The sequence below is a fragment of the Bacteroides ilei genome (assembly GCF_900128495.1).
Lineage (GTDB): Bacteria > Bacteroidota > Bacteroidia > Bacteroidales > Bacteroidaceae > Phocaeicola > Phocaeicola ilei.
In genome coordinates, this window is record NZ_LT635801.1 from 3,214,382 (window position 1) to 3,241,257 (window position 26,876).

Annotated in this window: 15 protein-coding genes, 1 tRNA gene and 2 pseudogenes; 6 read left to right on the forward strand and 12 right to left on the reverse strand. The window is 46.8% G+C overall.

What is annotated here, in order from left to right:
• Positions 1-503 precede the first annotated feature (503 nt).
• Entirely contained in the window at positions 504-3,218 is a 2,715-nt protein-coding gene (locus BQ7489_RS13615; RefSeq protein WP_113745266.1) for a hypothetical protein, read from the forward strand.
• A 361-nt stretch (positions 3,219-3,579) separates the two neighbouring features.
• On the opposite strand, the gene BQ7489_RS13620 is transcribed toward BQ7489_RS13615, so the two are convergent.
• Positions 3,580-4,812: an ATP-binding protein gene (locus tag BQ7489_RS13620; RefSeq protein ID WP_072531461.1), complete on the reverse strand. Its 1,233-nt coding sequence runs from the start codon at positions 4,810-4,812 to the stop codon at positions 3,580-3,582.
• A 505-nt stretch (positions 4,813-5,317) separates the two neighbouring features.
• On the opposite strand from BQ7489_RS13620, the gene BQ7489_RS13625 reads away from it, so the two are divergent.
• A complete protein-coding gene (locus BQ7489_RS13625) occupies positions 5,318-8,113 on the forward strand; it encodes a PL29 family lyase N-terminal domain-containing protein (protein WP_072531463.1) in 2,796 nt (931 codons plus the stop codon).
• A gap of 221 nt (positions 8,114-8,334) precedes the next feature.
• Here BQ7489_RS13625 and BQ7489_RS17925 read toward each other — a convergent pair.
• The 6 genes and pseudogenes from BQ7489_RS17925 to BQ7489_RS13650 all read right to left on the reverse strand — a co-directional run.
• Positions 8,335-8,541, reverse strand: a pseudogene (locus BQ7489_RS17925) (DDE transposase); the annotation flags it as partial.
• A 111-nt stretch (positions 8,542-8,652) separates the two neighbouring features.
• The gene (locus BQ7489_RS13630) at positions 8,653-9,084 is read right to left on the reverse strand and encodes a hypothetical protein (RefSeq protein ID WP_072531465.1); all 432 of its coding nucleotides are present in this window, start codon (positions 9,082-9,084) and stop codon (positions 8,653-8,655) included.
• Positions 9,085-9,200: 116 nt separating this feature from the next.
• Positions 9,201-10,310, reverse strand: coding sequence for a site-specific integrase (locus BQ7489_RS13635; RefSeq protein WP_072531467.1), 1,110 nt, complete (start codon positions 10,308-10,310; stop codon positions 9,201-9,203).
• A 145-nt stretch (positions 10,311-10,455) separates the two neighbouring features.
• On the reverse strand, positions 10,456-11,562 hold the full coding sequence (locus BQ7489_RS13640) for an OmpA family protein (protein ID WP_072531469.1): 1,107 nt from the start codon (positions 11,560-11,562) through the stop codon (positions 10,456-10,458).
• A 146-nt stretch (positions 11,563-11,708) separates the two neighbouring features.
• Positions 11,709-12,866, reverse strand: a pseudogene (gene mnmA / locus BQ7489_RS13645) (tRNA 2-thiouridine(34) synthase MnmA); the annotation flags it as partial.
• Positions 12,867-12,924: 58 nt separating this feature from the next.
• The gene (locus BQ7489_RS13650; RefSeq protein WP_072531473.1) at positions 12,925-13,722 is read right to left on the reverse strand and encodes a 4Fe-4S binding protein; all 798 of its coding nucleotides are present in this window, start codon (positions 13,720-13,722) and stop codon (positions 12,925-12,927) included.
• A 105-nt stretch (positions 13,723-13,827) separates the two neighbouring features.
• Between BQ7489_RS13650 and ruvB the strand changes: the two genes are divergently transcribed.
• Genes ruvB through BQ7489_RS13665 form a run of 3 tightly spaced genes read left to right on the forward strand, consistent with a single transcriptional unit; the run spans position 13,828 to position 17,765 of the window.
• On the forward strand, positions 13,828-14,859 hold the full coding sequence (ruvB, locus tag BQ7489_RS13655) for a Holliday junction branch migration DNA helicase RuvB (RefSeq protein ID WP_072531475.1): 1,032 nt from the start codon (positions 13,828-13,830) through the stop codon (positions 14,857-14,859).
• 14 nt (positions 14,860-14,873) lie between these two features.
• Positions 14,874-16,367 carry a lipopolysaccharide biosynthesis protein gene (locus BQ7489_RS13660; protein WP_072531477.1) on the forward strand — a complete coding sequence of 498 codons (1,494 nt, stop codon included), beginning with the start codon at positions 14,874-14,876 and terminating at the stop codon, positions 16,365-16,367.
• Positions 16,368-16,400: 33 nt separating this feature from the next.
• The gene (locus BQ7489_RS13665) at positions 16,401-17,765 is read left to right on the forward strand and encodes a TIGR00341 family protein (protein WP_072531479.1); all 1,365 of its coding nucleotides are present in this window, start codon (positions 16,401-16,403) and stop codon (positions 17,763-17,765) included.
• A 113-nt stretch (positions 17,766-17,878) separates the two neighbouring features.
• Here the strand turns inward: BQ7489_RS13665 and BQ7489_RS13670 are convergent, their stop codons facing one another.
• The 5 genes from BQ7489_RS13670 to BQ7489_RS13690 all read right to left on the reverse strand — a co-directional run bounded on the left by BQ7489_RS13670 (position 17,879) and on the right by BQ7489_RS13690 (position 26,338).
• Positions 17,879-19,798: a DEAD/DEAH box helicase gene (locus BQ7489_RS13670; RefSeq protein WP_072531482.1), complete on the reverse strand. Its 1,920-nt coding sequence runs from the start codon at positions 19,796-19,798 to the stop codon at positions 17,879-17,881.
• A 212-nt stretch (positions 19,799-20,010) separates the two neighbouring features.
• Positions 20,011-21,903, reverse strand: a complete 1,893-nt coding sequence (locus BQ7489_RS13675; RefSeq protein ID WP_072531484.1) for a S9 family peptidase — start codon at positions 21,901-21,903, stop codon at positions 20,011-20,013.
• Between the two features lie 16 nt (positions 21,904-21,919).
• Positions 21,920-22,732, reverse strand: a complete 813-nt coding sequence (locus BQ7489_RS13680; protein ID WP_072531486.1) for a CPBP family intramembrane glutamic endopeptidase — start codon at positions 22,730-22,732, stop codon at positions 21,920-21,922.
• A gap of 48 nt (positions 22,733-22,780) precedes the next feature.
• Positions 22,781-23,701 carry a bifunctional riboflavin kinase/FAD synthetase gene (locus tag BQ7489_RS13685; protein ID WP_072531488.1) on the reverse strand — a complete coding sequence of 307 codons (921 nt, stop codon included), beginning with the start codon at positions 23,699-23,701 and terminating at the stop codon, positions 22,781-22,783.
• Positions 23,702-23,707: 6 nt separating this feature from the next.
• Positions 23,708-26,338 carry a calcium-translocating P-type ATPase, PMCA-type gene (locus BQ7489_RS13690; RefSeq protein WP_072531490.1) on the reverse strand — a complete coding sequence of 877 codons (2,631 nt, stop codon included), beginning with the start codon at positions 26,336-26,338 and terminating at the stop codon, positions 23,708-23,710.
• Between the two features lie 160 nt (positions 26,339-26,498).
• Here BQ7489_RS13690 and BQ7489_RS13695 point away from each other — a divergent pair.
• Positions 26,499-26,572 (forward strand) — tRNA-Ile (locus BQ7489_RS13695).
• The last annotated feature ends 304 nt before the right edge of the window (positions 26,573-26,876 follow it).

A 26,876-nucleotide genomic window follows, 5' to 3' on the forward strand; every position in this document is an offset into this window, starting at 1 on the left:
TCTGTCAATTATCTACAAGGATTTATTCAGCCAACATTATCGTTATTGATCCTTAATTTTATGTATTAATATTAACAATGGGAATTGATATTTCTATACAAAAATAAGCATATAACAATGAAAAATATAAACGACAAATGATACCTTAAAAGGAATAATCCGGATTCACATTACTTTATCATAACCCGATCCAACAAAAAAAATAGTCCCGCCATTGTCCCTTAACCTTGTGCCAATACTTCGTAATCTCCATATTATCAGCATAATAATAAAATATTTTAAATAGCCGCCGCGGTTACGCCAACTTATGAGACAGCGCTGCAGTCCGCCTGGAACGGCAGCGCATATTTGTTTTAAAGGCTGCCGTAGTCTGAATCCGTCCCTTATCCGTCCCCCGGTGAAAGCCGTACAAGACTCTCCAGAACCGGTTCCTGATATAAGTAAAACAGCTTGAGTTAGAATAATTTGAGTTTTTTAATTTATAAATTAAAATTTTTATTATTATGAGAAAAAAGTATTTAAGTGCACTTCTGTTCGGAGCACTCTTGTTCGCTTCAGCAGGAACTTTTACTTCTTGTAAGGATTACGATGATGACATCAACAATCTGCAGAACCAGATTACTGCAAATGCTGATGCTATTAAGGCATTGCAGGAACTTGTAAATAATGGCGATTATGTAACTAAAGTCGCTAAAAATGCAGATGGAAATCTGGTGTTCACTTTCAGCAAAAGTGGTGATCAGGTTATCACACTTGATGAGGAACAGGTAGGAGATGTTTTGTCTATCAACGCTGAAACCGGTGAACTGATCAAGAATGGTGAACCTACAGGATGGTTTGCCACAAAAAATGAAGAAAAAGAACAGCAGAATTGTATTAAAGTAGGTGAAGACGGATGCTGGCAGTTGCTGCAGGACGACGGGACCTACAAATCAACTAATATTCCTGTATCAGGTGTAACTGCTGTACAGAATACTGAAACTAAACAATGGACCTTGACCATTGTTGACGCTCAAGGAAACTCTCAGCAAGTAGTAATTCCGAGTGCAGCTTCTGTAATGCAGGATCTGGAATTAATGGGATGGGCTACAGCAGAAGATGCCTCTGAAGATTTATCCGCAAATGTGGATGGTAATCCAGATCCAGAAAAATATAAAGTTCAAAATACAGACTTGAATGTTAAATATGCTTATGTCAAAGCTATAACATATGATGGCAAGGAAACGACATGGTCAGCTCAAAAAGATGTAACAAAAGGACAAGTTTTAACAACCTTGGCACCTACAAATACAAAATTGGTCGCTCGTGTAGCACCTGCTGATTTGGATTTGAGTGGCATGAATTTTACATTGCAGGATTCTAAAGGCAACAAACTTCCTATTGCATTAAAGACTTCTGAAGCCTTTACTGGAACCCTTACAAGAGCTGCCAGCGGTATTTCATATATCCCAATGGATATAACTACAGATACTTATAAAAGTACTCAAGAATACTCGGATTTATTTAATAAAGATGCCTTGTATTCTTTAGTTGAAGAATCAGGAGCACGCTCTACATACGGACAATTCAATATTACAGCAACTCCAGTGACGGTTCGCGAACAATCAGTAAAAACAGTGGGTGGTAAAGAAATACAGGATGGTGTATATGCTGTAGATGTGAACACTCCTAACAAACTGACATTCGGCCCTAATCCAGAATATGTTTATGATTACTATGTAGAAGCTAAGGATCAAGCTGTTGCAAACTTATTCAATGTCAGCATTGATAAGAAAAACGGAACATTTACAGTAGGTAAACTCGCTGACCAGATTACAACCACGACATTTACATTATATGTATATGCGCTGCATATTGATGGAACCATCTATCGTTCTGAAATCGTAATCAAGCCTTCTCGCAAGATTGTTAGTGAAGCTGTATTGGCTGCTGGTGAACAGGTTATCAAACAATCAACAAAAGCAGACGGAACAGCAGAAATGGCTAACTTCATGAAGTTTGAAGTCAGCTTGGATGAGATGTTCAATAATATGAGTGCATCAGATAAAGAAAAATGGACTTCTGAAACTCTCGGAGCTAATGCTGAATTTAATATTACTGAGGTTGCCATCAATGGAACTAAAGCTACTGCAGAAACAGCAGCTCCTGAGAATTATTATACAATCCAGATGCTTGATGCTAAGGGCAATGTTATAGAAAATGCTAAGGATTATTACAAAGCTGTAAGTATGCGTGTATATGCTAAGTATAAATCTACACAGGATAAGAATAAAGCATTGTTATCTGTTGGCAAGGAATATTCATTGACAATCAACTTCCAGAACAAAAATACAAATGGGGAAATCGGGGTTTTGAATACTGTTAAATTGACTTATACTCCGACATTGCCGGCATTGAGTGACTACATGGTTAAACATCCGTCATTCTGGAGTGACAATACATTAAGAGGTATTTCACAGGTTGATAACTTGACTTTTGCTACGAAACCAGTTAGCCAGATATTGTCATACACAATTGAAGATGGATTCAAGACATTAGGCTCAATAAAAGCTGCGGATAAGATGGATATCACATTCTCATTGGCAGACAATAAAGTTGACAATGCCGAATTTGTGACTGTTGATAAAGATGGAAAAGTAGTATCATATACTACTACGGCTGGTGTAGCAAGTAAGCAATATGGTAAGGAATTTACAGTTAACGTAAATGCTACATATCTGGACGCTTATACATACTCTGAAGATGCCTTGAAGGCTCAATCATTCAAGATGGTAGTTCTGAGCCCAGTATATGAAGGTTCTATTGCTGCTGAAACTACATTGGAAGTTGAAGCTACTGCAGGTGCTAAATTAAGCATGGCAGATATCATTGCACAGAACTATAACAAGCAACGTTATAGCTTGTATCTAAGCAAAGTCTTAAGTGATAATAAAGTTATAGATGTGGATGCTACTCATACTGCGAATATCTTCGATTATGCAGCAATCAAGAGTGTTGAAGTAACGTCAGGTGATGAAAAGGTATTTACAGTTGTAAATCCGACACCATCAGCAGCAACTTGGGATGCAACAAGCAAGAGTGTAGTTCCGGGTACTGTGGAAATCTCTACTAAAGAAATTTCAAACGATACTGAAACTTATATTAAGGTTAAAGTAACGGATGTTTGGGGTTACGAAAAAGAAGTAGAAATTCCTTTGACTATCAAAATGGCTAAATAAGCAATTTTGAATAAAGACTTAAAAAGAGCGGTTCAACTGAGCCGCTCTTTTTTTATTCCTCAGCCATTCCGCAAAGAAATAATTATATACCCGATATACATCCTCCTCTTGTGTAACCAGATTACTTTTTATCAAAGGCTTGAGAGCAGCCTGCACGGAGCTACCGAAGGAAGGCTGTACTTTTTCATGAAAGCGGAAGGGGCAATTCCTCTTACTTCATTCTCTCGGGCAATGACCTGAAGGACTATTTTCAGCTTGGGAATAAGACAGGACAGAAGGTCTTTATAAATATTGAAAAGCCGATTTTTCGGTTGTACAAAATAAGACACTCTCAAAAAAAACCGTTACTTTCTTATCGCTGTTAAAACTTGATAATCGGTAGTACCTTGATCCGATATCCGTCCTTTTCTATAACTCGATTCTCTTTTCCCGTAACAATAATCAGATTATCGCATTTCAATTCTCCGGCACATTCTATCAGACTGTCTACTTCACGTTTTTCTGTACGGAGGGCGGTCATATCGTAGCAGACCTGAATGAGAGCCTCTATTTGGGAACCTTTCCGGGTAACAAAGTCTACTTCCCTGTCGTTACGGGAACGATAATAGAACAAGGAAGTCTGCGTGTCATATCCCCGCCTTAAAAGTTCTACAAACACTTGGTTTTCCAATAGGCGTCCCAAATTCTCACTCAGGCTGAAGGCTTTGGCAGTAACAAATCCGTTGTCAACTACATAAATCTTTTGCGGAGCCTTCTTCATCAGTTTCAACTTGTTGTTGAAGCGCGGCAGGTAAAAGAACAGGTATGGCTCACTCAAGTAATCCATATATTTCTTGGTAGTAGCCACACTGGAAAGACCGAGATCATTAGCCACATCGTTAAAACTTAACGGGTTACAGAAGTTAGAGATAAGATATTCGGAGAGGTTGTTCAGGTCGGTAATGTTACGCACCTTGTGACGCTTGGCCACATCTTTCAGTACAATAGAATCGAACAGGGTGGATAGATAATTACCAGTCAGACTACGCAATTCCAGCGTTTCCGGATAACCTCCGTTACGCAGATAGTCATCCAGCAATACCCGTACCTCTGCATTATCCGCATCCATAGCAGTATGTTTCCATTCGAAATATTCTGCCAACCCGAACGGAAGCATTTCAATCTGCAGGTAACGGCCGGTCAAGGCAGTAGCCATTTCACTGCTCAACAGCCTGGCGTTACTCCCTGTCACTACCAGATTTACTCCGTTTCGATAAAGCTTCGATACAAAAAGGTCCCAACCGTCGATGTTCTGTACTTCATCCAGCAGCAGATATTTATATCTCGGATAGACATCGTCCAGCATAGCCATCACAAGATTTTCATCCCAATGGGAGAGCAGTTCGTTATCATCAAAATTCAAGTAAGCAAAATTCTCGTTCTGCAGCATTAACAGAGCTTGAGTCGATTTTCCACACCGACGGGGACCGGTTATCAGCTTAATCTGTTTGCTTGCCAACAGCATATTGAAGTCATAAACGGAATGACGTGGAAGATAGGACTGCGACAACAATCGGTCACGTTCTTTACGTTGGCTGAGTAGGATATTCTTCATGTGAGGTAATGATTCTGTAAGATGAAACATTGGGGCTCTTCTAATTCTCTTTCAAGCGAAAATAGCTATTTTTGTTCACTTTGGCAATTCTATTGAATAAAAAAGGCGGATTTTATTCAATAGAACAATATTTTTGAATAAAAACAAGACTTTTAATTGTAAGCCTGAGTTCCACCTTTTAAAAACAACCGATAACCAACGGAGGAATCAATTGTATTCCGCCCCTCTTTTGTCCCCTTCATTCAACTTTAAAATTTGTTTCTGACTAATTATCTTTTTTATTAACGCCGCGTCTACAGAACTTGCTGCAAGGCCGTCCAGAACGGCCTGTAGCGGCGGTGAGAAGCCTGAAAATCGCGTTTCCGGATGAAAGTCCGTCCCTTATCCGTCCCCCGCTTACCGTATTCCGTCCATGGCCTCCGGGCCGGGACAAAATTGTAAAGTAAAATAGCTTGAGTTAGAATAATTTGAGTTTTTTAATTTATAAATTAAAATTTTTATTATTATGAGAAAAAAGTATTTAAGTGCACTTCTGTTCGGAGCACTCTTGTTCGCTTCGGCAGGAACTTTTACTTCTTGTAAGGATTACGATGATGACATCAACAATCTGCAGGCACAGATTACTGCAAATGCTCAAGGCATTGAAGAATTAAAAAGTCTGGTAGAAAATGGTGATTATGTAACCAATGTAGAAAAATCTGCAGATGGCCTTGTTATCACTTTTAAAAACGCCGGAACCCAAACTATCACTTTGGAAGATAAGGTAGGTAGTGTAGTTACTGTAAATGAGGACGGTGTATTATGTATTGATGGAGAACCTACCGAAATTAAAGTAGCAACTTCAACAGGGGAAGAATCTAAGGATCAGATTATTATTGAAAATAATATGTGGTCTGTTCTGCAGGAAGACGGTACATATAAATCAACTAATATTCCTGTTTCTGGTGTTACAGTATCTGGCAGTGAAGCTGATGGTTATACTTTCACAATTTATGAAAATGGTAAAGAACCTCAGACTGTTAAATTGCCAAGTGCAACCAGCTCCTTGGTTGATATTATCTTAGTTGATTCTGAGAATATTAACGATGAGACTCAGACTCCCACTGGTTCTGCATTACAATATCAAAAAGTTGGATTGATTCAATTTGCTGAATTCGAATATACAGGAGATGAAAAATGGCCGGGAAAAGAACTTCCTGCTGACGGCCAGGTAATTGTTGCTCAAGATGAAGCGCTTTTAGTACAGCTGAATCCAACTAATGTAGATGGTAAAGATATTAAATTTGGTTTAGTGGATTCGAAGAAAGCTTCTGCTGGATTGGATTTAGTTGCGGCTGATTATACAGATCTTTTGACTGCTAGAGCTGCTAATGAGAATGGCTTGTATAAATTAGCCGTAAAAGACATGATTTTTGGTAACGCGACAGCTGCTAATGCTTTCTATACTAATTTTGCAAAAAACGGAAGCCAAAAACGTTATGCTGTAAAAGCTGGTAACGTATTGTCTGAATATAATGTTCTTTGTGAAAAAGCAACGACTGAAATTGAGTATGATTTTAACGTAGAAGATGCTTCTGGGAATAATGTAAATGCAGAGTCACTTGATTTAGAATCTACAACAAATACTGTTACAGCTCCTGATAATGAAAGATTGGAAATGGGACAATGGTATACTGTAGCCGCAGATATGGCTACAATCTATGACTTGTATTTGTCTGCAAATCAGGATGAAACAACATTGTATGGGATTGAAATCAAGAATGAAGATGGCGTATATCAATTCAGATATACAAAGACTCCTGATGATGTAAGTAAGCCTGAAATTCATATCACTATCCAGTCTGTAGACAAAGAAGGTAACTATAATTCAACTATCGCTACTTTCTCATTGTCTGAAGTTATTTCTAGTGCATATACTTACGCTGAAACAGCTTGGACTCTTGTTGATTTTAGTTCTAATCCTGAAGACGATGAATTTGCAACGAAAAATGCATTCACAGTTAAGATGTCTGATATGTTGAATAGTTTCTCTGCTGAGAACTTAGCTTTATGGAATACCAAAGTTCAAGCATGTACATTTCAGCTATATGATGTAGAAACTGGTAAAGTGGCTAAAGATAAGGCAGGAGACCCAATCATTGGTCTTCCAGGTGGTATGAGTGTCGTATTTGCTGATAAGGACAATAATACTTTGGTCAATGCATATAGAGCTAAAGTTGTGGAAGGTGAAACTTTAAAAGAATTGGGTAGTGCTGAAGATATTAAAGCAACGACATCTATAAGATTAGGCTTTAAGAATAATACAACTTTAGCCAATGCGTTATCACTGAACCACAAATATAAGGTTGTCATTACATTTGTTGGTAAAGCACCAGATGCAACAGGTATTAATAGTGTATTGAGCACAACTGAAATTCCATTTACATTGTCTATTCCGACAATTGATAAGTTGTTTGTAGAACAAGCTGGTGTATTTATAAATGGTATTGCAAATGCCTATATGGATGCTGAAGCTGAGGCTAACAGCTCAAAGGATGCTTCTTATAAGTTTGCCAGTGCATTCAATAACTTCGGTGTCAATATGAAGGCGACTACGTTCACGTTCACAATGGATAATGAAACAAAGATTGTTGATAACTTGACTTCTGCTGACTTAGCTACAATTACAGATGGAGACGATAAAAAGGCTGTGATTACTTTAACCAAGAAGGGCGGTACAGGGGCTACTTCTAATACTCCTGATGTCGATAGTTCAACAGGGTTGCATAAAGGTTACAAGCAAGAACTGATTGTTAATGTATCAGCTAAATTTGCCGGTGTTTGGGATTATGGTACAGCTAATGATGTTGACTATACATTCAAGATTAAAGTAATGTCTCCATTGTATGAAGGTAAGATTGTAGCAACAGATCAGGTTGTAATAATACCTGCTACTGATACAAACGGACATGAAGTTAACAGTAGTGATATTGCAGGTTATACATACAATAATATACTTTATAGTATTTTCCCGGATAAGGAAGCTGATACTGAGGGCCAAGTAGATTATGCTCGTAAGGAGATTCAGAAGGTTGAATTTAAATCTCTGGATGAAAATGTGTTTACATCTGAAAATAGTGCTCAACCTTATCAGCCTGCTGGAGATGATCCAGAAAAGGATCCTGCAAAGAATGGTTACTTAGTAGTAAGACCAATGAATTTGGCTGAAACAACGGATGCTAAGCTTAAAGTAACATTGACAGATGCTTGGGGTTACAAGAAAGTTGCAGAAATTCCTGTACGTGTGACTGTTGGTGAATGATTTTTAGGATATAGCTAAAAATATATATAAAGCAAAGGCTGTACTGTATTAACGGTGCAGCCTTTGCTGTTGTTATAATGTAACAATTTCTCTAGTGGTATAGATTTTTATTTAACTTGATATAAGAAAAAGGTTTTGCTTTTCATTGACAAAAATCCAGATATAAGAATGAACTTATAAACTGAATCTTGTTTCTATTTACACAAAATTTTGGACAGTGCCGAATGAAGCCTGCCCAGTTCACTCTCATTAAAACTCTTGCGATATTTTTCCAGAATATCAAATTCTGTAAAACCCAAAGTGGGGTGAATATCCGAAATATTTTGTATCTTAGCCATATCTTTGTTGGAGGATTTCCCCCGTTTTAGCCGTCAAACCTTATTTTCGGGGGAATACCTAAAGATACAAAAAAGCCAATTAATTCGCAACACTTTGTGTATGAATTAGTTGGCTAATTTTATTCTATTTACTGAATATCCCTAATAAAAAGAGAAGACATGTCATACATTGGCGTATCTTCTCTTTTTATTATTTAAAATTTATTTCTTCATCTGTCTGATCAGATTGCTGGCACCGCCGAAAGGTAACAGCTCGTGTTCCAGGCGGGTTCCTTTCAGTCTTTGGGCCATCAGTACACGTCCGGTTGCATAAACGTCGGTCAGCATCATTTCAATCAGGCCGTCGGGGAATTTATAATCGTGCGTACCTTTTTCCGGGTTGCTGATGTGTTCCAGATTCTTCAGGCTGTTTATCTCTACGGTGTAGCGGAAACGCAGTCCGGCTGCCACTTTCTTGTCGGTTGTGATATAGACAATCTGGGCGGCAATGGTCAGCAGGTCTTTCTTGATGTCGGACATCAGTTCGAAACCGAATTGCGGAGCCACTGCGATGGATGCATCGTTCAGTATTTCATCGTTTTTCCCGAATGTCTCTTCTTCTATACGTCTTAGCGTAACTTTAATTTCTGCCATAAATTTTTGTATCTAAGGTTATTGTTTATTATTTATTATTGCCACAAATGTAAAGAAAAAGATTGATTTATGGCAATAGCTTGTAGAAAATTTGTGCTGGGGCGTTATGCCTTGGTCTAGAGTGGCAGGGGCGGTAGGCTGTCTACGGCCTGTTGTTTCTGTGTATCGATGATGTGTATGTATTTTTCGGTATGCCGTGTGCTGGAATGTCCTGCCAGTGATGCCGCCGTCTTGATGCTGGCGCCGCTTGCCATGATCTGGGTGATGAAGGTATGACGGGCGCAATGGAAAGAGATGTGTTTCCGGATACCGGCCGACCGGGTCCATTCGTTGAGGATGCGGAGGGCGTAGGAATGTGAGGGTAGGGAGAACACTTTCTTGTCGGGGGTCCCGATGGTTTCTTCCTCCAGCAGGCGTATGGCATTGTTGTTGAGGTTGAGGTGGAGTACTGCCTGCCGTGAATGGCCCGCCACTTTCTTTTGGATGAGGGTGAGTCTGCGTTGGGGGAAGTCTATGCTGCGGAAGGTGAGTTCGCAGATGTCGCACCAGCGCAGCCCGCTCTGGCAGGCGAACAGGAAGGCCCGTTTCACTTCCTTGTGGCGGCAGTCGGTGAGCACAAGCCGGTTCATCTCTTCGGTAGAGAGGATTTCCTTGGTCACGTCATAGTATTGCGACATACGGATGTGGTCGCTCGGATTTTCCTGAAGCAGCCCTTCTTCCACGCAGAGGTTGAGGCATAGTTTGAATTTCTTGAAGTAGTTGATGGGGGTATTGCCGGTAAGTTTGCCCTGGAGGTCGCGCAGGAAGTTGTAGCAGAACTGGTGTGTAATGCCGGAAATGGGTAAGGGGGGCTTGTGGTACTCCTTCAGGTGGCTCAGCATGCCCCGTACTACACGGTAGTCTTTACCTTTATATTCTTCCAGGTAGTTGGTTGCAAAGGTGAAGAAATCTCCCGTCTGCTCTGTTGCTGTTTCCGGTTGTTTTGTAGAGGTAGAGGGAGCGTGTTGGATGAGGAAGCGGGACTGGAGGTATTCCATTTCCTTTCGGGAACGTATCAGTTGTGCCAGTTGTATTTTTTCACGGTTGGCTTTCCGGATCTCTTTGCTGGTGGGGACTTCCAGAATGATGCCCAGATATTCTTTCCGACGCTTTCCGTCGATGCTGCAGTCCAGGTAAAGTGAGATCCGGCCTTTGGAGAGTGTCTTTTTGGATAGTGTAATTCCCATGGCCGTTTATTTTAGTGCATAAAAAAACTGTATTCTGTGAGAAACAACCTCTAGAGGTGTTTTTTTCACAGAATACAGTAAATAAATAGTTTATCCTACCGGTTAAAAGGTGGAATGTGTAAATTGTCCGTTCTTATGTGCTCTATCATTCAGCAATACAGATTGTCACACGGTTTTCTTCCATTGTGCTGAATGGCTGTGCTGTATCACCCTTGTAGTCTACCGTGATGCGGTCGGCTGCAATACCTTTCGCTTTCAGTGCGTCTGCCACTGCATTGGCACGCTGTTTTGAAATGCGTTCGTTGATGGCAGCTGTACCCGTCTGCTTGTCGGCGTATCCGCACAAGGAAATCTTGGCGTTTTCGTGTTCCTTCAGGTAAGATACCAGTGCATCGATCTTGGAAGTCTCGGTGTCACGTATCTTGGCGGAATTGATGGTGAAGAAGATGTTCTGGATTTCCTGAGCCTTTACTTCTTCTACAGGTGCCGGTGCAGGAGCCGGTGCTTCCTTCTTTTCTTCCACTACAGGTGCAGGAGCCGGAGTCGGTTCATAGTAAACCGGTTCGGTAGTCTTGGACGGTTTGCCGAACTTGAAAGTGAAGCCTCCCAACAGGTTGAACTGCCAGTCGGGGTTGCCGGCTTTCTTGGAGTTGAACTTGTCGCTCATTACGTTGGCGTTGGCCTCGATATTGAAGAATACCTTTTCGGCCAGGCGGATACCTACACCCAGGCCGGCACGGCCTACCGGGCTGATCTTGTTCTTGTCCCACAGATAAGCCATTTCATATCCCTTTGCAGCCAAAGCTACGGCATCGTCATTGTTGAAGGCGCCGTTAAGGCCGACACCGACGAACAGGTATGGATTAAGTACACGTTTCGGATTGTATTTGCAGAACAGGTTGCCAAGATCTAAGGTTACGTCTACATTACCTTGCAGATAGTTGTACTTGTAAGTGGTCTGCGGGTTTACCCAACCTCCTTTGGCTTGCCATCCGCTCAGTCCGGCACGTAATCCCCATATCGGAGTGAACTGGTATCCGAAGTTGATAGCGGCTGCCGGTGAAATCAGATCACCGAAGTCTGCTTCCCCTAGAGTGTATCCGGCACCGGCCTGAACTTGCATGAACCAATGCGGATTAAATACTGTCTTGCCTTCTTCTTTAATCTGGCGAGTCTCATTACCCGTCTGGGCAAATGCGGCAACTGTGCTCAGTCCAAGCACAACTGCCATGAGGTTTCTTTTCAGTCTCATAAGCTTTTCATTTTTGTGTTTCTGGTCTTAATAACAACATATATCTGCGTTTAGTTTGATAAAGATACATATTTTTTTGTTGTATCCTATACTTTGTTTAACAAATTTATAAAACAAATGCTTATTAATTCTTAATTTAAGGGGAATCAATCACGTTTGTCGGACAGGTATGACTGGAATTTTTCTTCATTTTCGGCGGCTGTTTTCTTTATGCCTTGCTGGGAAGCTATGAAACCTCCTCCCAGAAGCAGGTTCCCGTCATAGAATACGGCCGACTGTCCGGGGGCGATGGCTGTGGCTTCTTCGGCAAACCTGACCAGTATTCTGCCGTCTTCCAGGCGGATGGCTTCACAGGGAAGCGGTTTGCTGCGGTAGCGGATGCGTACGGAAAGGCGGGGGCAGGCGAGAAGTTCTTCCAGGTTGGGGGTATTGATATCTTCTACCAGCATGTATCTGGTGTTGAGCTGACCGGCTTCTCCCAGCATTACGGTGTTTTTGGCCGGATTGATTTTCAGGACATAGAGGGGATGTCCCACTGCGATTTCGAGTCCCTTGCGCTGCCCGATGGTATAGTAGGGGAATCCTTTGTGCCGTCCTATTTTCAGTCCTTTGCTGTCAACGAACCAGCCTTCACCGATGCGGGTGTCGATGTCGGGACAGTGTTCCTTCAGGAAGGTGCGGTAATCTTTTTCGATGAAACAGATTTCCATGCTTTCCCCGCCCCGGGCCTTGGCTTCAAAGCCTTTCCGGGCAAGGTATTCGCGTACGCTGGCCTTGGTCATCCCACCCAACGGGAAAATCATGCGGCGGAGGATTTCCTGCGGGAGTTTCCATAGAAAATAAGACTGGTCCTTGGTCATGTCCTCACCGGCCACGATGTATCGGTGGCCGTTTCGGTCTTCCAGCCGGCAATAATGGCCGGTAGCTACCCGGGCGCAACCGGTACGGTCGGCCCATTCGCACAGGATGCGTTCCTTGAAGAGGGGGTTGCACATGACGCAGGGGTTGGGGGTGCGCCCGTTGAGGTATTCGTCGATGAAGTACTGTACGATGACCTTCCGGAACTCTTCGCGCACATCGGCTATGTGGTGTTCGATTCCCAGACGTTCCGCCAGTTCCCGGGCTTCGAGGATTTCGTCGGGAAGTTCCTGGCCGGGGCGGCTGAAATGTGAGGGGACGTCCCATGTGCGCATGGTGACACCCACTACTTCATATCCTTGTTCCTGGAGCATGATGCACACGGCCGAGCTGTCTATGCCGCCGCTCATTCCTACCAGTACTCTTTTTTCCTTGTTCTGCATGTTTCTGTCTTGTAGATGTAAATTGGAATCTGTTTATGATGTCCTGTCGGTATAACGTGGTTTACAGGAACAGTTCGGGTTCACGGCGTGTGCTGCACTTCTCGTGCAGGATGGCGGCAAACGGGTTGTCGTAGATCCGGGCCTGGTTGGGGCATACCTTTACGCAGGCACAGCACCTGATGCAGCGGTTGATGTCGGTTTCGATACGGCTTCCGTCGGCACTGACGCTGATGGCACGGGTAGGACACACGTCGATACATTCTCCGCATACGAAACAATGTTCGTTGCATACGGGGCATGACGGTTTTCCTGCCTGGACCACTTTATAGGGTGAATGGCCTTTTATGAAAAAGGATTCCGCCAGGATGGATGGTGTACTTTCTGCCTGTCTGAGCTTCTCCAGGCTTTCCTTGCCGAATGTCACGGCTTTTTGCAGGTCGGCCGCATCGGGACGTCCGGCTGCAACGGGATAGCGGGCCGAACTGTAGCTGTGTTCTCCGATAAAGGCTCCGGCCGACAAGGGTGTGAAGCCGAGGCCGGCGGCTGTATCCCGGAGTTCCAGCAGTGCATCTTCGTAGTCGCGGTTGCCGTATACGGTTATCAGGATAGCCGGCGAGTTTTCTGCCTGGAGGCGCCTGATGCGCTGCAGGGCTACCGGAGCTACCCGGCCTCCGTATACAGGGGCTGCAATGACGGTGAGCTCGTTCTTGACGGGGATAGGGGTATCTGAAAGGTCGAGTGTAAGGTCGGTTTCTATGCGGCGGCCCATTCCGATTCCTTCCGCTACGGCGCGGGCTATCCGGGCCGATGTATGGGTAGGCGAGAAGAATACGACTCGTGTGGTAGAATATGTGTCCATAATGACGTAAGTTAGTTATAGTTTAGACAAATATAGTATTTTTCGGTGAATCTTTTGTACTTTTGCTTTCGCAATCGGTGAGCCGTTGCATGTTAATGGAGATTTATGGAAGAACAATTCGATATACGTGATTATAGGCCGACAGGCAAGGAGCGGGACTTTGAAAATGCCCTCCGTCCGTTGCAGTTCGAGGATTTCAGCGGACAGGATAAGGTGGTAGACAATCTGCGCATCTTTGTCAAGGCGGCCAAGCTGCGTGCGGAAGCACTCGACCATGTGTTGCTGCACGGCCCTCCCGGACTGGGAAAGACCACGCTGAGCAACATCATTGCCAATGAGCTGGGGGTGGGGTTCAAGGTAACTTCGGGACCGGTGCTCGACAAGCCGGGTGACCTGGCCGGGGTACTTACCAGCCTGGAGCCGAACGATGTGCTTTTCATTGACGAAATACACCGGCTCAGTCCGGTGGTGGAGGAATACCTCTATTCGGCGATGGAAGACTACCGTATCGATATTATGATCGACAAGGGTCCGTCGGCAAGGAGCATACAGCTCGACCTGAATCCGTTCACGCTGGTGGGAGCTACAACCCGTAGCGGACTTCTGACGGCTCCGTTGCGTGCCCGTTTCGGTATCAACCTGCACCTGGAGTATTATGACGACTCGGTGCTGGCACGTATCATCATGCGCTCGGCCGGTATCCTGAATGTGCCATGCGACTGGGATGCGGCGGGTGAGATCGCTTCCCGTAGCCGGGGTACTCCCCGTATTGCCAATGCGTTGCTGCGGCGGGTACGCGATTTCGCACAGGTCAAGGGCTCGGGGAAGATCGATGTAGAGATAGCCCGCTATGCGCTCGAAGCGCTGAATATCGACCGTTATGGCCTGGATGAGATAGATAACAAGATTCTTTGTACCATCATAGACAAGTTCAAGGGCGGACCGGTGGGACTGACCACCATCGCTACCGCTTTGGGTGAAGACCCGGGCACGCTGGAAGAGGTGTATGAGCCGTTCCTCATCAAGGAAGGGTTCATAAAGCGTACTCCGCGTGGACGTGAGGTGACCGACCTGGCCTACAGGCATCTTGGCAAGAGCCGGTTCAAGGAAATGAAGACTTTGTTCGATGAAGATTAAATTATAGGAAAGAAATGGCAGGACTGAAATCTCTGGCAAAAGATACGGCTATATATGGATTGAGCAGTATCGTAGGACGTTTTCTGAATTATTTGCTGGTGCCTCTCTATACGGCGGTCATCCCGGCCGCTTCGGGCGGTTATGGCGTGGTATCGAATGTATATGCCTATACGGCACTGATTCTGGTGCTGTTGACTTTCGGCATGGAAACGGGTTTCTTCCGTTTTGCCAACAAACAGGATGAGAATCCGGACAAGGTATATGCCAATTCTCTTATATTCGTGGGCGGACTTTCGCTGATATTCATCGTTCTCTGTATGGTATTCCTGCATCCGATATCGTCCTTGCTGGAATACCCCGACCATACCGATTATGTGGCGATGATGGTCGTGGTGGTGGCGCTCGATTCGTTCCAGTGCATCCCCTTTGCCTATTTGCGTTATAAGAAGCGTCCCGTGAAGTTCGCGGCTATCAAGCTTTTCAATATCATCGGTAACATCTGCCTGAACCTGTTCTTTCTGCTGCTTTGTCCGTGGTTGTACAAGGTGGCGCCGTCGTCGGTCGACTGGTTCTATAACCCGGATTATCTGGTGGGCTATATATTCGTATCGAACCTGATCATGTCGGCCGTGCAGATGTTCTTCTTCATTCCGGAGCTGAGAGGGTTCTCATACAGACTCGACAAGCCGCTGATGAAGCGTATGATAAGCTATTCTTTCCCGATCCTGATATTCGGACTGGTGGGTATCCTGAACCAGACCGTCGACAAGATGATTTATCCGTTCCTGTTCGATGACCGTCAGGAGGGGCTGGTGCAGCTGGGCATTTACAGTGCTACAAGCAAGGTGGCCCTGATCATGGCGATGTTCACGCAGGCTTTCCGGTATGCCTACGAGCCTTTTGTGTTCGGTAAGAACAAGGAAGGCGACAACCGGAAGATGTATGGGGCGGCCATGAAGTATTTCTTCATCTTCTCACTGCTGGCGTTTCTGGCCGTGATGTTCTACATGGATATTCTCCGCTATATGGTGGCGCGCGACTATTGGGAGGGGCTGAGCGTGGTGGCTATCGTGATGGTGGCCGAAATTTTCAAGGGACTGTATTTCAACCTTTCTTTCTGGTACAAGCTGACCGACGAGACGCAGTGGGGCGCTTATTTCTCCATAATCGGGTGTGCCGTGATTCTGGTGCTGAATATCTGGCTGGTCCCTACCTACGGTTACGTGGCTTCCGCATGGGCGTCTGTAGCCGGATATGGTGTGATTACCCTGCTCTCTTATCTTATCGGGCAGAAGAAATATCCGGTAAGCTATCCGTTGAAGCAGATGGCGGTTTATCTGGTCCTGGCGGCCGTGCTTTATGTAGTGGGTGAAGAAGTGGTGATAGCCAACTTCTGGCTGCGTCTGGCCTTCCGTACAATTTTACTTCTGCTGTTTGTTGCATATATCGTAAAAAAAGATTTACCTTTAAAGAGCATTCCGGTTATCAACCGTTTTGTAAGGAAATAGCTTATCGAAGTATAACTTAAAACTATCTGGAATATGGAGTCAGACAAGCACAACAGCCGCAAATACCTGATCCGACAGTTCTTTGACGAATATCTGGATCTGAAACGCAGCAAGGAAGACGAAGAGGTTACGGTCGATTCGATCCGTAACGGTGTGGAGTTCAAGGGAACGAATCTGTGGGTCCTGATTTTCGCCACTTTCATCGCTTCGCTGGGTCTGAACGTGAATTCAACGGCCGTGATTATCGGTGCCATGCTGATTTCGCCGTTGATGGGGCCTATCATGGGTATCGGTCTGGCTGTAGGGCGCAATGACTTCGAGCTGATGAAGCGCTCCTTGAAGAGTTATCTGGTGGCAACCTTGTTCAGTGTCACTACGGCTACGCTGTATTTCCTCTGTACACCGCTTGATGAGGCTCAGTCGGAGCTGCTGGCACGTACTTCACCTACCATCTATGATGTGCTCATCGCCCTGTTCGGCGGTCTTGCCGGTATCGTGGCGCTGGCCACGAAGGAGAAGGGGAACGTAATTCCGGGTGTGGCTATCGCTACCGCCCTGATGCCGCCTCTCTGTACAGCGGGTTTCGGACTGGCTACGGGTAACCTGCTTTATTTCCTCGGCGCATTCTACCTGTATTTCATCAATTCCGTATTTATCAGTCTGGCTACTTTTGTCGGGGTGCGTTTCATGCATTTCAAGCGGAAGGAGTTTGTCGACAAGGACCGTGAGCGTATCGTGAAGCGTTACATTATCTGGATTACGATAGTCACCATGTGTCCGGCCGTCTACCTGACATACGGCATTGTGCGGGAAACGTTCTACCAGACATCGGCCAACAACTTTATCAGCCATGAGCTGCAGTTCCCCGATTCGCAGATATTGAACCGTACCATTTCTTATAAGAACAAGGAGATCAATGTGGTGCTTATCGGCAAGGAAGTCTCGCAGAATGAAATTCTGTCTGCACAGGCCAAACTTCCCGAATACAAGCTAGCTGATACGAAACTGGTTGTCTATCAGGGAGGCAGTAATGAAACGATGGATATAGGAAACATCAAGAGCCTGGTAATGGAGGATTTCTACAAGAACAGCCAGCAGAAACTGACTTCACAGTCGGAACAGATCGATTCGCTGAAGGCCGAGCTGGCCCAGTTCTCCGGTTCCGATCTGGTAAACAAGACGGTAGGAAAAGAGATGCAGGTACTTTTCCCGAATGTGAAGACCATTTCCATTTCGAAGACCTTGCAGCTCAGCATAGACAGTGCCGAAGTCGATACCATGGCATACGCCATTATCGGGGTTGTCCATGAACCGACCGCTGCCGAGAAGGCCAAGATGCTGGACTGGATGAAGGCAAGGACAGGTGCCGGGAACATACAGCTGATTATCAAACATTGAGTTTCCCTTTAGATAAATCGCTCAAAAATGACAAAGCGTAATGAATGCTTTCCGGCTTTCATTACGCTTTGTTGTTTATGTGTCCCGAAACGGCAGTCCGGCCGTTTCCGGTTTTATTTCTTGCTGCGTTTGGCCCATCCTTCTTCCGAAAAATCGGGTTCTTCTCCACGGAACGGACGGTCGTTATTCTGGAAGAACTGTTTCCAGTCGTCTTTCTTTTTGGGACCTCGGGGAGCTGTATATCCCCGTTCTTCACGGCTCAGCTTGTTTTTCTTTTCATTCTTTGCCGGTGCCTCCTTCGCTTTTCCGGAGCGTCCCTTTTCGGAATGTTCTTCTTTACGGCTGCGTTTCCTGCCGCTTTTGTCGCTCTTGCCTGTATTTTCGCCGGCAACCTCCACAATCACCTTGCGTCCGTTGCTCAGGACCACCTTGTTCAGCGCCTTGATGACAGCCGGCGCCTGTGACTCGATGATTTCAAAGAAGGAGAAGTTCTGCATCAGGTCGATACGGCCTATCTGGATGCGTTCCTTCTTGAGGTTCCGGTTGATCAGTTCGATGATCTGGTTGGCGAAGAAACCGTCGGTCTTGCCCAGGTTCAGGAAGAGGCGGGTATAACCCTTTTCCGCTTTTCTGGAAGTCTTCTCACGGTCGGTCCCGTGGTTCTTTTCCTCTCTTTCTTTTGCTTCAGCCTTTTTGTCGCCGGCTTTCGGCTGTTCTATTTCAGGAGCGTTCTTGTAATAGTCGAGGAAGCGGTTGAACTCCATGGATACCACCCGCTTGATCAGGTCTTCCTTGCTCAGCCATTCCAGTTTCCGGTATACGTTCGGCAGGAAGTTTTCGATCTCCTCTTCGTCTACCTTGACCTTTTCTATGTCGTCTATTACCTTGATGAGCTGCTGTTCGCAGATTTCCTGTCCGGTAGGCAGGGTACCTATCGTGAACTTCTTCTTGATGATGCGTTCTATTTCACGCATCTTGCTTTTCTCACGCAGGTTCATAATGGCGATGGAGATACCGGTTTTCCCTGCGCGTCCGGTACGTCCGCTGCGGTGCGTATAGCTTTCGGTATCATCCGGCAGACCGTAGTTGATGACGTGTGTCAGGTCGTTTACGTCAAGGCCGCGGGCAGCCACGTCGGTTGCAACCAGCAGCTGCAGGTGGCGCTGGCGGAATTTCTGCATCACCAGGTCGCGTTGTGCCTGGCTCAGCTCTCCATGCAAGGAGTCGGCGTTATAGCCGTCCTGGATCAGTTTGTCGGCTATTTCCTGTGTCTCTTTCCGGGTGCGGCAGAATATGATTCCGTAAATCTGCGGATAGAAGTCGACCACCCGTTTCAGTGCCAGGTATTTGTCTTTGGCATGTACGATGTAGGCTATGTGGTTTACGTTCTTGCTTCCTTCGTTCTTGGTACCGATGGTGATTTCCTTCGCATCGTGCAGGTACGTCTTGGCGATGCGTGAAATTTCCGGGCTCATGGTGGCCGAGAACATCAGGGTGTTGCGGTCTTCCGGAACCTTTTCCAGAATGGCGTTGATGCTGTCGGTGAATCCCATGTTCAGCATTTCGTCGGCTTCGTCCATGACGACGTCACGGATAGTCTCGAGCCGGGCTACCTTACGTTCTATCAGGTCAATAAGACGTCCCGGCGTAGCCACGATGATGTGTACGCCTTTTTTCAGGCTGCGTATCTGGCTTTCGATAGACGATCCGCCATATACGGGCAATATTTTCAGGTCGGTTATATACTTGGAGTAATCAGTCAGGTCACCTGCAATCTGCAGGCAGAGTTCACGTGTAGGACAAAGTATCAAAGCCTGCGGGGTGCAGTGCTTTACATCGATTTTCTGTATCAGCGGCAGACCAAATGCGGCTGTTTTTCCGGTTCCGGTTTGTGCCAGAGCCACTACGTCATTGCCGTTTCCCAGCAGATAGGGTATCACTTCTTCCTGTACAGGCATCGGGCTCTCATAGCCCATCTCTTCAATTGCCTTGCGTATTTCCGGGGAAACGCCGAGTTCTTCAAATGTTTTCATTAAAATTTATGTCAAATATCTCATTATGTAATTCGCGGGCAAAGATACTGACATTTTGTGGATTATCTGTCATGTCGTAGGCAAAATATCCGGGGTGGCTGTCATTTTCCACCCCGGCGTAAAATTTCAACATCCTTCTTCCTTTCCTGCGCGATATTCCAGTATGTCTTCCGGATGTCTATAATCGGCAGGTGTCTGTAAGTCTGAAGTGTTTATTTCAGATGCTTGTCAAGGAACTTCTCCATGGCACGGTAGAAGTCGAACTTGTTCTCTTCATTATGGAATCCGTGTCCTTCATTTTCCTTCACCATGTATTCCACTTCCACACCCCGTTTCTTCAAGGCTTCTACCATCTGGTCGGATTCGGCTTTGTTGACGCGCGGGTCATTTGCACCCTGGGCGATGAACAGCGGAGCCTTGATCTGGTCTACATGGAATACAGGCGAGTATTTTTCCATCATTTCCTTGTCGGTTTCGGGGTCGCCTACCATTTCGTGCATCATGTCGAGCAACGGTTTCCAGTAGGGAGGAATCGTATTCATGAACGTGAACAGGTTGGACACTCCTACGTAATCGATGGCGCAGGCATACAGGTCGGGAGTAAAGGTCACTCCTGCCAGAGTAGCGTAACCTCCGTAGCTTGCTCCGTAGATGGCCACCCGCTTCGGGTCGGCTATGCCTTCCTTGATCAGCCATTCCACTCCGTCGGTAATGTCATTCTGCATGGTCTGTCCCCATTGTTTGTAGCCCAGTTCGGTAAACTTGCGTCCGTATCCGGTTGAGGCGCGGAAGTTCATCTGCAGTACGGCATAGCCACGGCTGGCAAGGAACTGTACTTCCGGATTGTATCCCCAGGAGTCGCGTGCCCACGGTCCTCCATGCGGATTGACCACAACCGGCAGGTTCTTTGCATTTTCCATGGTATAGCCTTTCGGCAGAGTCAGGTAACCTTCTATGGTCAGTCCGTCGCGGCTGGTATAGGTAATCGGGTTCATGGCACACATATCCTCTTCTTTGATCCATGGCGCTATGTCGGCCACCTTGGTAAGCTTGTTTTCCTTTACGTTATAAAGGTAGTAGGTTCCGTATGTGCGGTCGTTGCCGGCATAGATCAGGCGGATATTCTCGTCCTTGCTCTGGCTGGTGGTACCGATGTTATAACCTGGGAGCTGGGCTTCCAGTTTCTTACGTATCTCTTCTTCTTCCTTGTCGAAATAGTGGCGGATCATGTCCTTGTGTCCTTCACAGGCTACTACTGTCAGCCGGTTCTTCTTTTCGGAGTAGCTGAGGCCCGAGATGTCGTACTTGTCGTTCATGTACAGAACCTCCTTCTCTTCGCAGGTTTTCGGATCCATCAGGACCAGTGCGGTCTTGTCGCGTCCGATGTTGGTCAGTGCGTAGACCATCTTGTTGTCGGGCGTAAAGACGGCGAAGCTGGCGGTTTCCTTGAAGTTGGTGGTCAATACCGGTTGGAACGGCTGGTCTTCCGTTTCACGGTACAGTATCTGGGTGTTGACACCGTCTACTATGGCGCTGGCTACACGCAGCTTTCCGTCGTGGTCGGTCATCCATCCCTGTATGTTGCCCGGGTTCTCGGCCAGCAGAGTCAGTTCTCCTGTATTCAGGTTCAGGCGGTACGGGTCGAATACCTGAGGGTTACGCTTGTTCATGCCGATGATAACCAGTGAATCGATCTTTTCCAGCGGGTCGATGATCTGGGTTCTGACGTTCGGAAAATTGGTGTACGATTTCAGGTCGGAGCCGTCGATGTTTACGCCATAGAGCTGGAAATTCTCGTCGCCTCCCGTATCCTTGACGAAAAGGATGCGGTTGTTGCCGGCCCACATGCTTGCGGCGATGTCACGTTCCGTTTCAGACGTGATGCGGATGGTGGTGTCCGATCCGATTTTCTGTACAAAAAGGTTCAGGCGGTTCTCGTAGGGAGCCATGAATGAGAAGTAGGTTCCGTCGGGCGATACCTGATAGTTTACCTTTTCCGGGTTCTTGAAAAAGTTTTCCAGCGGAATCTGTGTCTGTGCGCCGGCGGTAAAGCAAGTTCCGGCCATGAAAAGACCGGCTGCCAGCATGTTTCTCAGATTTTTCATTGTGTTTTGTTTTTGTTTATAAATTGGGTATTTCTTCTTTCTTTTTCCATACGGCGGGCTGCGGAACCAGTTTCCTGCTGATGAGCCATATACAGACTACCGTTACCATGATTCCCGCTCCGGCGTAACAGGCTGCGCCGACGGGACCGAGCATGTCGTTCAGGGTAGCGTTCTTGTCGTCCGCCAGGTGGAACAGGATAACCGAAGAGGTGTTGTTCACGAAATGCATGATCATTCCCGGCAGCAGGCTTCCGGTACGGTAATACACCCAGCCCAAAGCCAGTCCCAGGACGAAGGCGAACGGAACCTGTGCCGGATTGTAATGGACCAGTCCGAAAATCAGCGACGATGCGATGACGGCCCATGCGGGATTCTTCCATTTGCGCAGCAGATGCCCCTCTATGGCACCGCGGAAAAGCATCTCTTCCACGATAGGGGCCATAATGGTTACCGCTATGACCCCGAAGGGGTTATACATCATCCGTGTAAAAAGTTCCTCCATGGTGTCCGGCAGGTCCAGCGCTTCATTGAAATAGTTGGTCCAGAGCCCCATTCCCGCTATCAGGAATAGGCAGGTTATGACTGTTCCGGCCGAAACGGGGGAGAGGGTCTTCCGGTTGAGCGGTATGTATCCGCCCCATGCCAGGTGGATGCCTACGGCCAGCGTGGAAAGTACCTGGGCTATGAGTGATACGTTCAGGAATCCCGGTGAATCGTATGTGGGCATTTCCAGCGTGTGGTGGCAGATCATGTATCCTATCAGGAATACACTTGAGAATGCCAGCTGGTAGGCAAAGAAATAGAGTATGAGTTTGATTGTTCTTACCATGGTTAATGTTTTACGGAAGAATTGTACAGGTGAAGTGTGTTTGCCGGGTCAGGGCAGCAGGCGGGCTACGGTTTCCCTGTCGTTCCGGAGTTGTGCCCTCAGCGCTTCCAGATTTCCGAATTTCTGTTCCGGACGGATAAAGTGCATGAATTCGATGCGCAGGTAGCGGTTGTAGATATTGTCCGAGAAGTCCAGGATGTGGGCTTCAATGCTCAGGTCGTTCCCGTTGTCTACGGTCGGCCGGTGTCCGATGTTGAGCATGCCGGCATAGCGTCGGCCCTTGACATAGGCATAGACGGCATATACGCCTTCTGCCGGAATCAGTTTGTCGGGGCAGGAAGGCTGGAGGTTGGCTGTAGGGAATCCCAATGTGCGCCCTACCTTGTAGCCGTCCACTACAACCCCGTCCAGGTAATAGCGGTAGCCCAGAAAATGGTTGGCACGTTCCACTTCACCCAGTTTCAGCAGGTTGCGTATGGTCGAAGAGCTGATAGACAGTTCGTCTTCCACCAGAGCCCGGGCATGTACTATTTCCATTCCCAGTTCACGTCCGTAGCGGCAATAGTCTTCGAAACCTTCGCTGCGGTTATGTCCGAAGCGGTGGTCGTACCCTATTACGAGCACTTTCACCTGGTAACGGTCGCGCAGTAGCCGCATGAACTCGTATGCCGAAAGCATGGACAGCTCGCGGGTGAACGGAAGCATGATGCAGTAGTCGGCGGGCTGCTGTTGGAGCAGGTCGGTCTTTTGCTGGAGGCAGGAAAGAAGCTGGGGTCTGTAGTCGGACTGCATGACCTGGCGCGGGTGTACGGGGAAGGTGATGAGTACAGACGACAGTCCCCTTTGTGCGGCTTCCTGGCAGACCTGTCCGATCAGGTACCGGTGCCCGCGGTGGACACCGTCAAAGCAGCCTATAGTAGCTGCACAGGGGGGAATGGCTATCTGTATGTCGCCTGTTATGATTTCCATAAACGGTCATTTCTTTTTTAATCGGCCTATACCTCTCCACAGTTCGCCTATCCAGAGTACAACCGAGGTACTTCCGATAATCAGAAGCCATTCATGGAGCGGCAGCGGTTCGGTACGGAACACTTTTCCGCCAAAGGTAACAATAATGATCTGACCTACCAAAATAATCAGTGCCACACTGAGCATGCCTATGGCGTGCCCGGCGTCCTTGAAAATGGAATGGCTGGTGCCGAATACACTGGCATTGAACAGGTTCCAGAACTGCAGCATTACGAATATGGTGAAGAATACGGTGAGGTGGTGCACATCCATTCCTCCAGGTAAGGTCTTGAACCACGCCAGCAGTCCCATCAGGACAGCCAGGAACAGGATACCTACACCGAAGATATCGTTGCGCATGGCTTTGGTGATGATGAAGTCGGTCTGTTTACGCGGCTTTTCGTTCATGACGTCCATGCTTGGAGCGATGGATGCCAGTGCCATGGCGGCAAACGTATCCATAATCAGGTTTACCCACAGCATCTGGGTTACGGTAAGCGGCAGTTCGGTCCCGAAGAAAGCTCCCAGCAGTACGCTGAGCAGGGCCACCACGTTGATGGTGAGCTGGAATACGATGAAGCGCTGTATGTTCTTGTAGAGGGAACGTCCCCACATGACTGCTGTAGCGATGCTGTTGAAAGAGTCGTCCAGCAGGGTTATGTCGCTGGCTTCCTTGGCTACGGAAGTACCTGTACCCATGGAAAGACCTACCTGTGCATGGTTCAGTGCAGGGGCGTCGTTTGTACCGTCGCCGGTTACCGCCACTACGGCGCCTTTCTGCTGGAGCAGCTGTACCAGGCGCTGCTTGTCCATCGGGCGGGCACGACTCATCACCTTCAGGTCGAGTACCCGGTCGAGTGCCTCTTCGTCGCTCAACGCTGCGAATTCCACGCCTGTAATGCGGTTTCGTTCCGTGTCTTCCGGTTTCCATAGACCGATCTGGCGGGCTATTTCGGTAGCCGTTCCCGGCGTGTCACCCGTCACGATCTTGATACCGATGCCGGCCGACTGGCATTTCTTTACAGCGTCGGGTACGTCGGGACGTATCGGGTCACTGATGGCGAATATACCCAGGAACGTCATTCCTCCTTCGGCCACCAGTTCGGCGCAGTCTTCGGATGCACCTTCCGGTATATAGCGGTATGCCAGTCCCAGTGTACGCATGGCCTTGTTCTGGTAAGCCAGCAGTTGGCTGTTGTACTGTGCCACCTGTTCCGCTGTCAGGTTACATTTGCCCATTATGATTTCCGGAGCACCTTTTATATATAGTACACGTTTCTTCTGTAGGGGTGAGTCAACCAGCGTAGCCATGTATTTCCGTTCGGTCGAGAACGTGAGCTGGTTCACAACCTTGGCTTCCTCACGCAGCTTCATGTAGTTCTGTCCTTTTCCGTTGAGCCATAGTAGCAGGGCAATTTCGGTAGGGTTTCCTACCCCGGACGGTTTTTCGCCGTCGCCTTTTTCTTCCAGGAAAGCCGTCGAGTTGGCGGCGATACCTTCGGCTATCAGGTCGGGATCCGATTCGTCCAGTTGCGCTTCATACACCTGCATCAGGTTCTGGGTCAGTGTACCGGTCTTGTCGGTACAGATAACGGTAATGGCTCCCATGGTTTCGCAGGCGTGCATCTTGCGTACCAGGTTGTTTGTTTTCAGCATGCGGCGCATGTTCAGCGCAAGGCTCAATGTCACGCTCATGGGCAGCCCTTCGGGGACAGCCACCACGATAAGTGTTACCGCCATCATGAAATATTTCAGTACGATGCGGGCAATGTGCAGCCATGAATGCCAGTCGCCCGTATAGCTTCCCGCGGTGAAGAATGCGTACAGGTCCTTGCCGGTAAAGATGATGAAGGTAAGTGCGGCAATGGTAAATCCGGCCTTTCCTATCAGATTGGCCAGTTTGGTGAGCTGTATGTTCAGCGGGGTCTGCTCCTGACTTTCTTCCGTAGCCTGACGGGCCACTTTGCCTATTTCCGTAGCGTCGCCCACGCGTTCCACTTTCATGATTCCATGTCCGTCGGTAATGGTTGTGCCGCGCATTGCGGTATTCGACGGGTAGGTGGCCTCTTCGTCGAAGTGGGCTTCGTCTGTCGTCTTGTTCACCATCAGTTCGCCGGTCAGGGTCGATTCGTTGACCTGCAGCGAAACGGCTTCCAGCAGGACACCGTCGGCGGGGACTTCCTCTCCCGTATTCAGGATGACGATATCGCCCACTACCAGATCCTTGCGCGGAATTTCCCTTACTTTGCCGTTACGGATAACCGTTACGGGCGTTTCTTCACCTACGGCGTTGAGCAGGTCGAATTTCTTGTTGGCGTCATATTCGAAATAAAATCCGATACCCGTTGCCAGGAATATGGCGAAGAAGATACCGATGGTTTCGGCGTATTCATTTTCGATGATTGAGATGATGAGTGAAAACACAGCGGCTACAAGCAATACTCTGATAACCGGGTCCTGGAATTTCTCCAGGTACAGTTTCCACATGGGTGTACGTTTGGGGGGAGTCAACAGATTTACGCCGTGTTTCTCGCGGCTGGCCAGAACTTCCTGGTCGGTCAGGCCGGTCAGATGAGGTTCGTTCGTGTTTTGTGACATAATGCCTAATAATTAAAAGATTAAGTTTCGCAAAATTACATTATATTTCGGGAAAGTGCCATATATTAAATTTTTTTATCAAAAAAATGAGGCTATATCTTGCAGAATTGATACCAAACCATTACTTTTGCACCGGTTTCGGAAACATATCTGAAATATCGGACTTGTAGCTCAGTTGGTTAGAGCAACAGACTCATAATCTGGAGGTCCCAGGTTCAAGCCCTGGCTGGTCCACTTTGAAAATCAGACAGTTAGCAATTTGCTAACTGCTTTTTTTATGCGCTTGCGTAAACAATGCGTAAACAAACTGTTTGAGTTGATTATGTTTACGCATAGAATTTCTATGATGCTCCATGTAATTCGGTAATATAACCTTAAATATAGAAGCACACCAACAAAATCATTCCAACACTCTTGGTTAGGCTCTCTATAAAATAACAACATTTTTGAAAAACAAATCAATCTTAAATGGAAGAGCCGTGGAGAGAACTATATTTTTATCCTATAATAGTGAAAATCTCACGATTTTTTAGTAGAT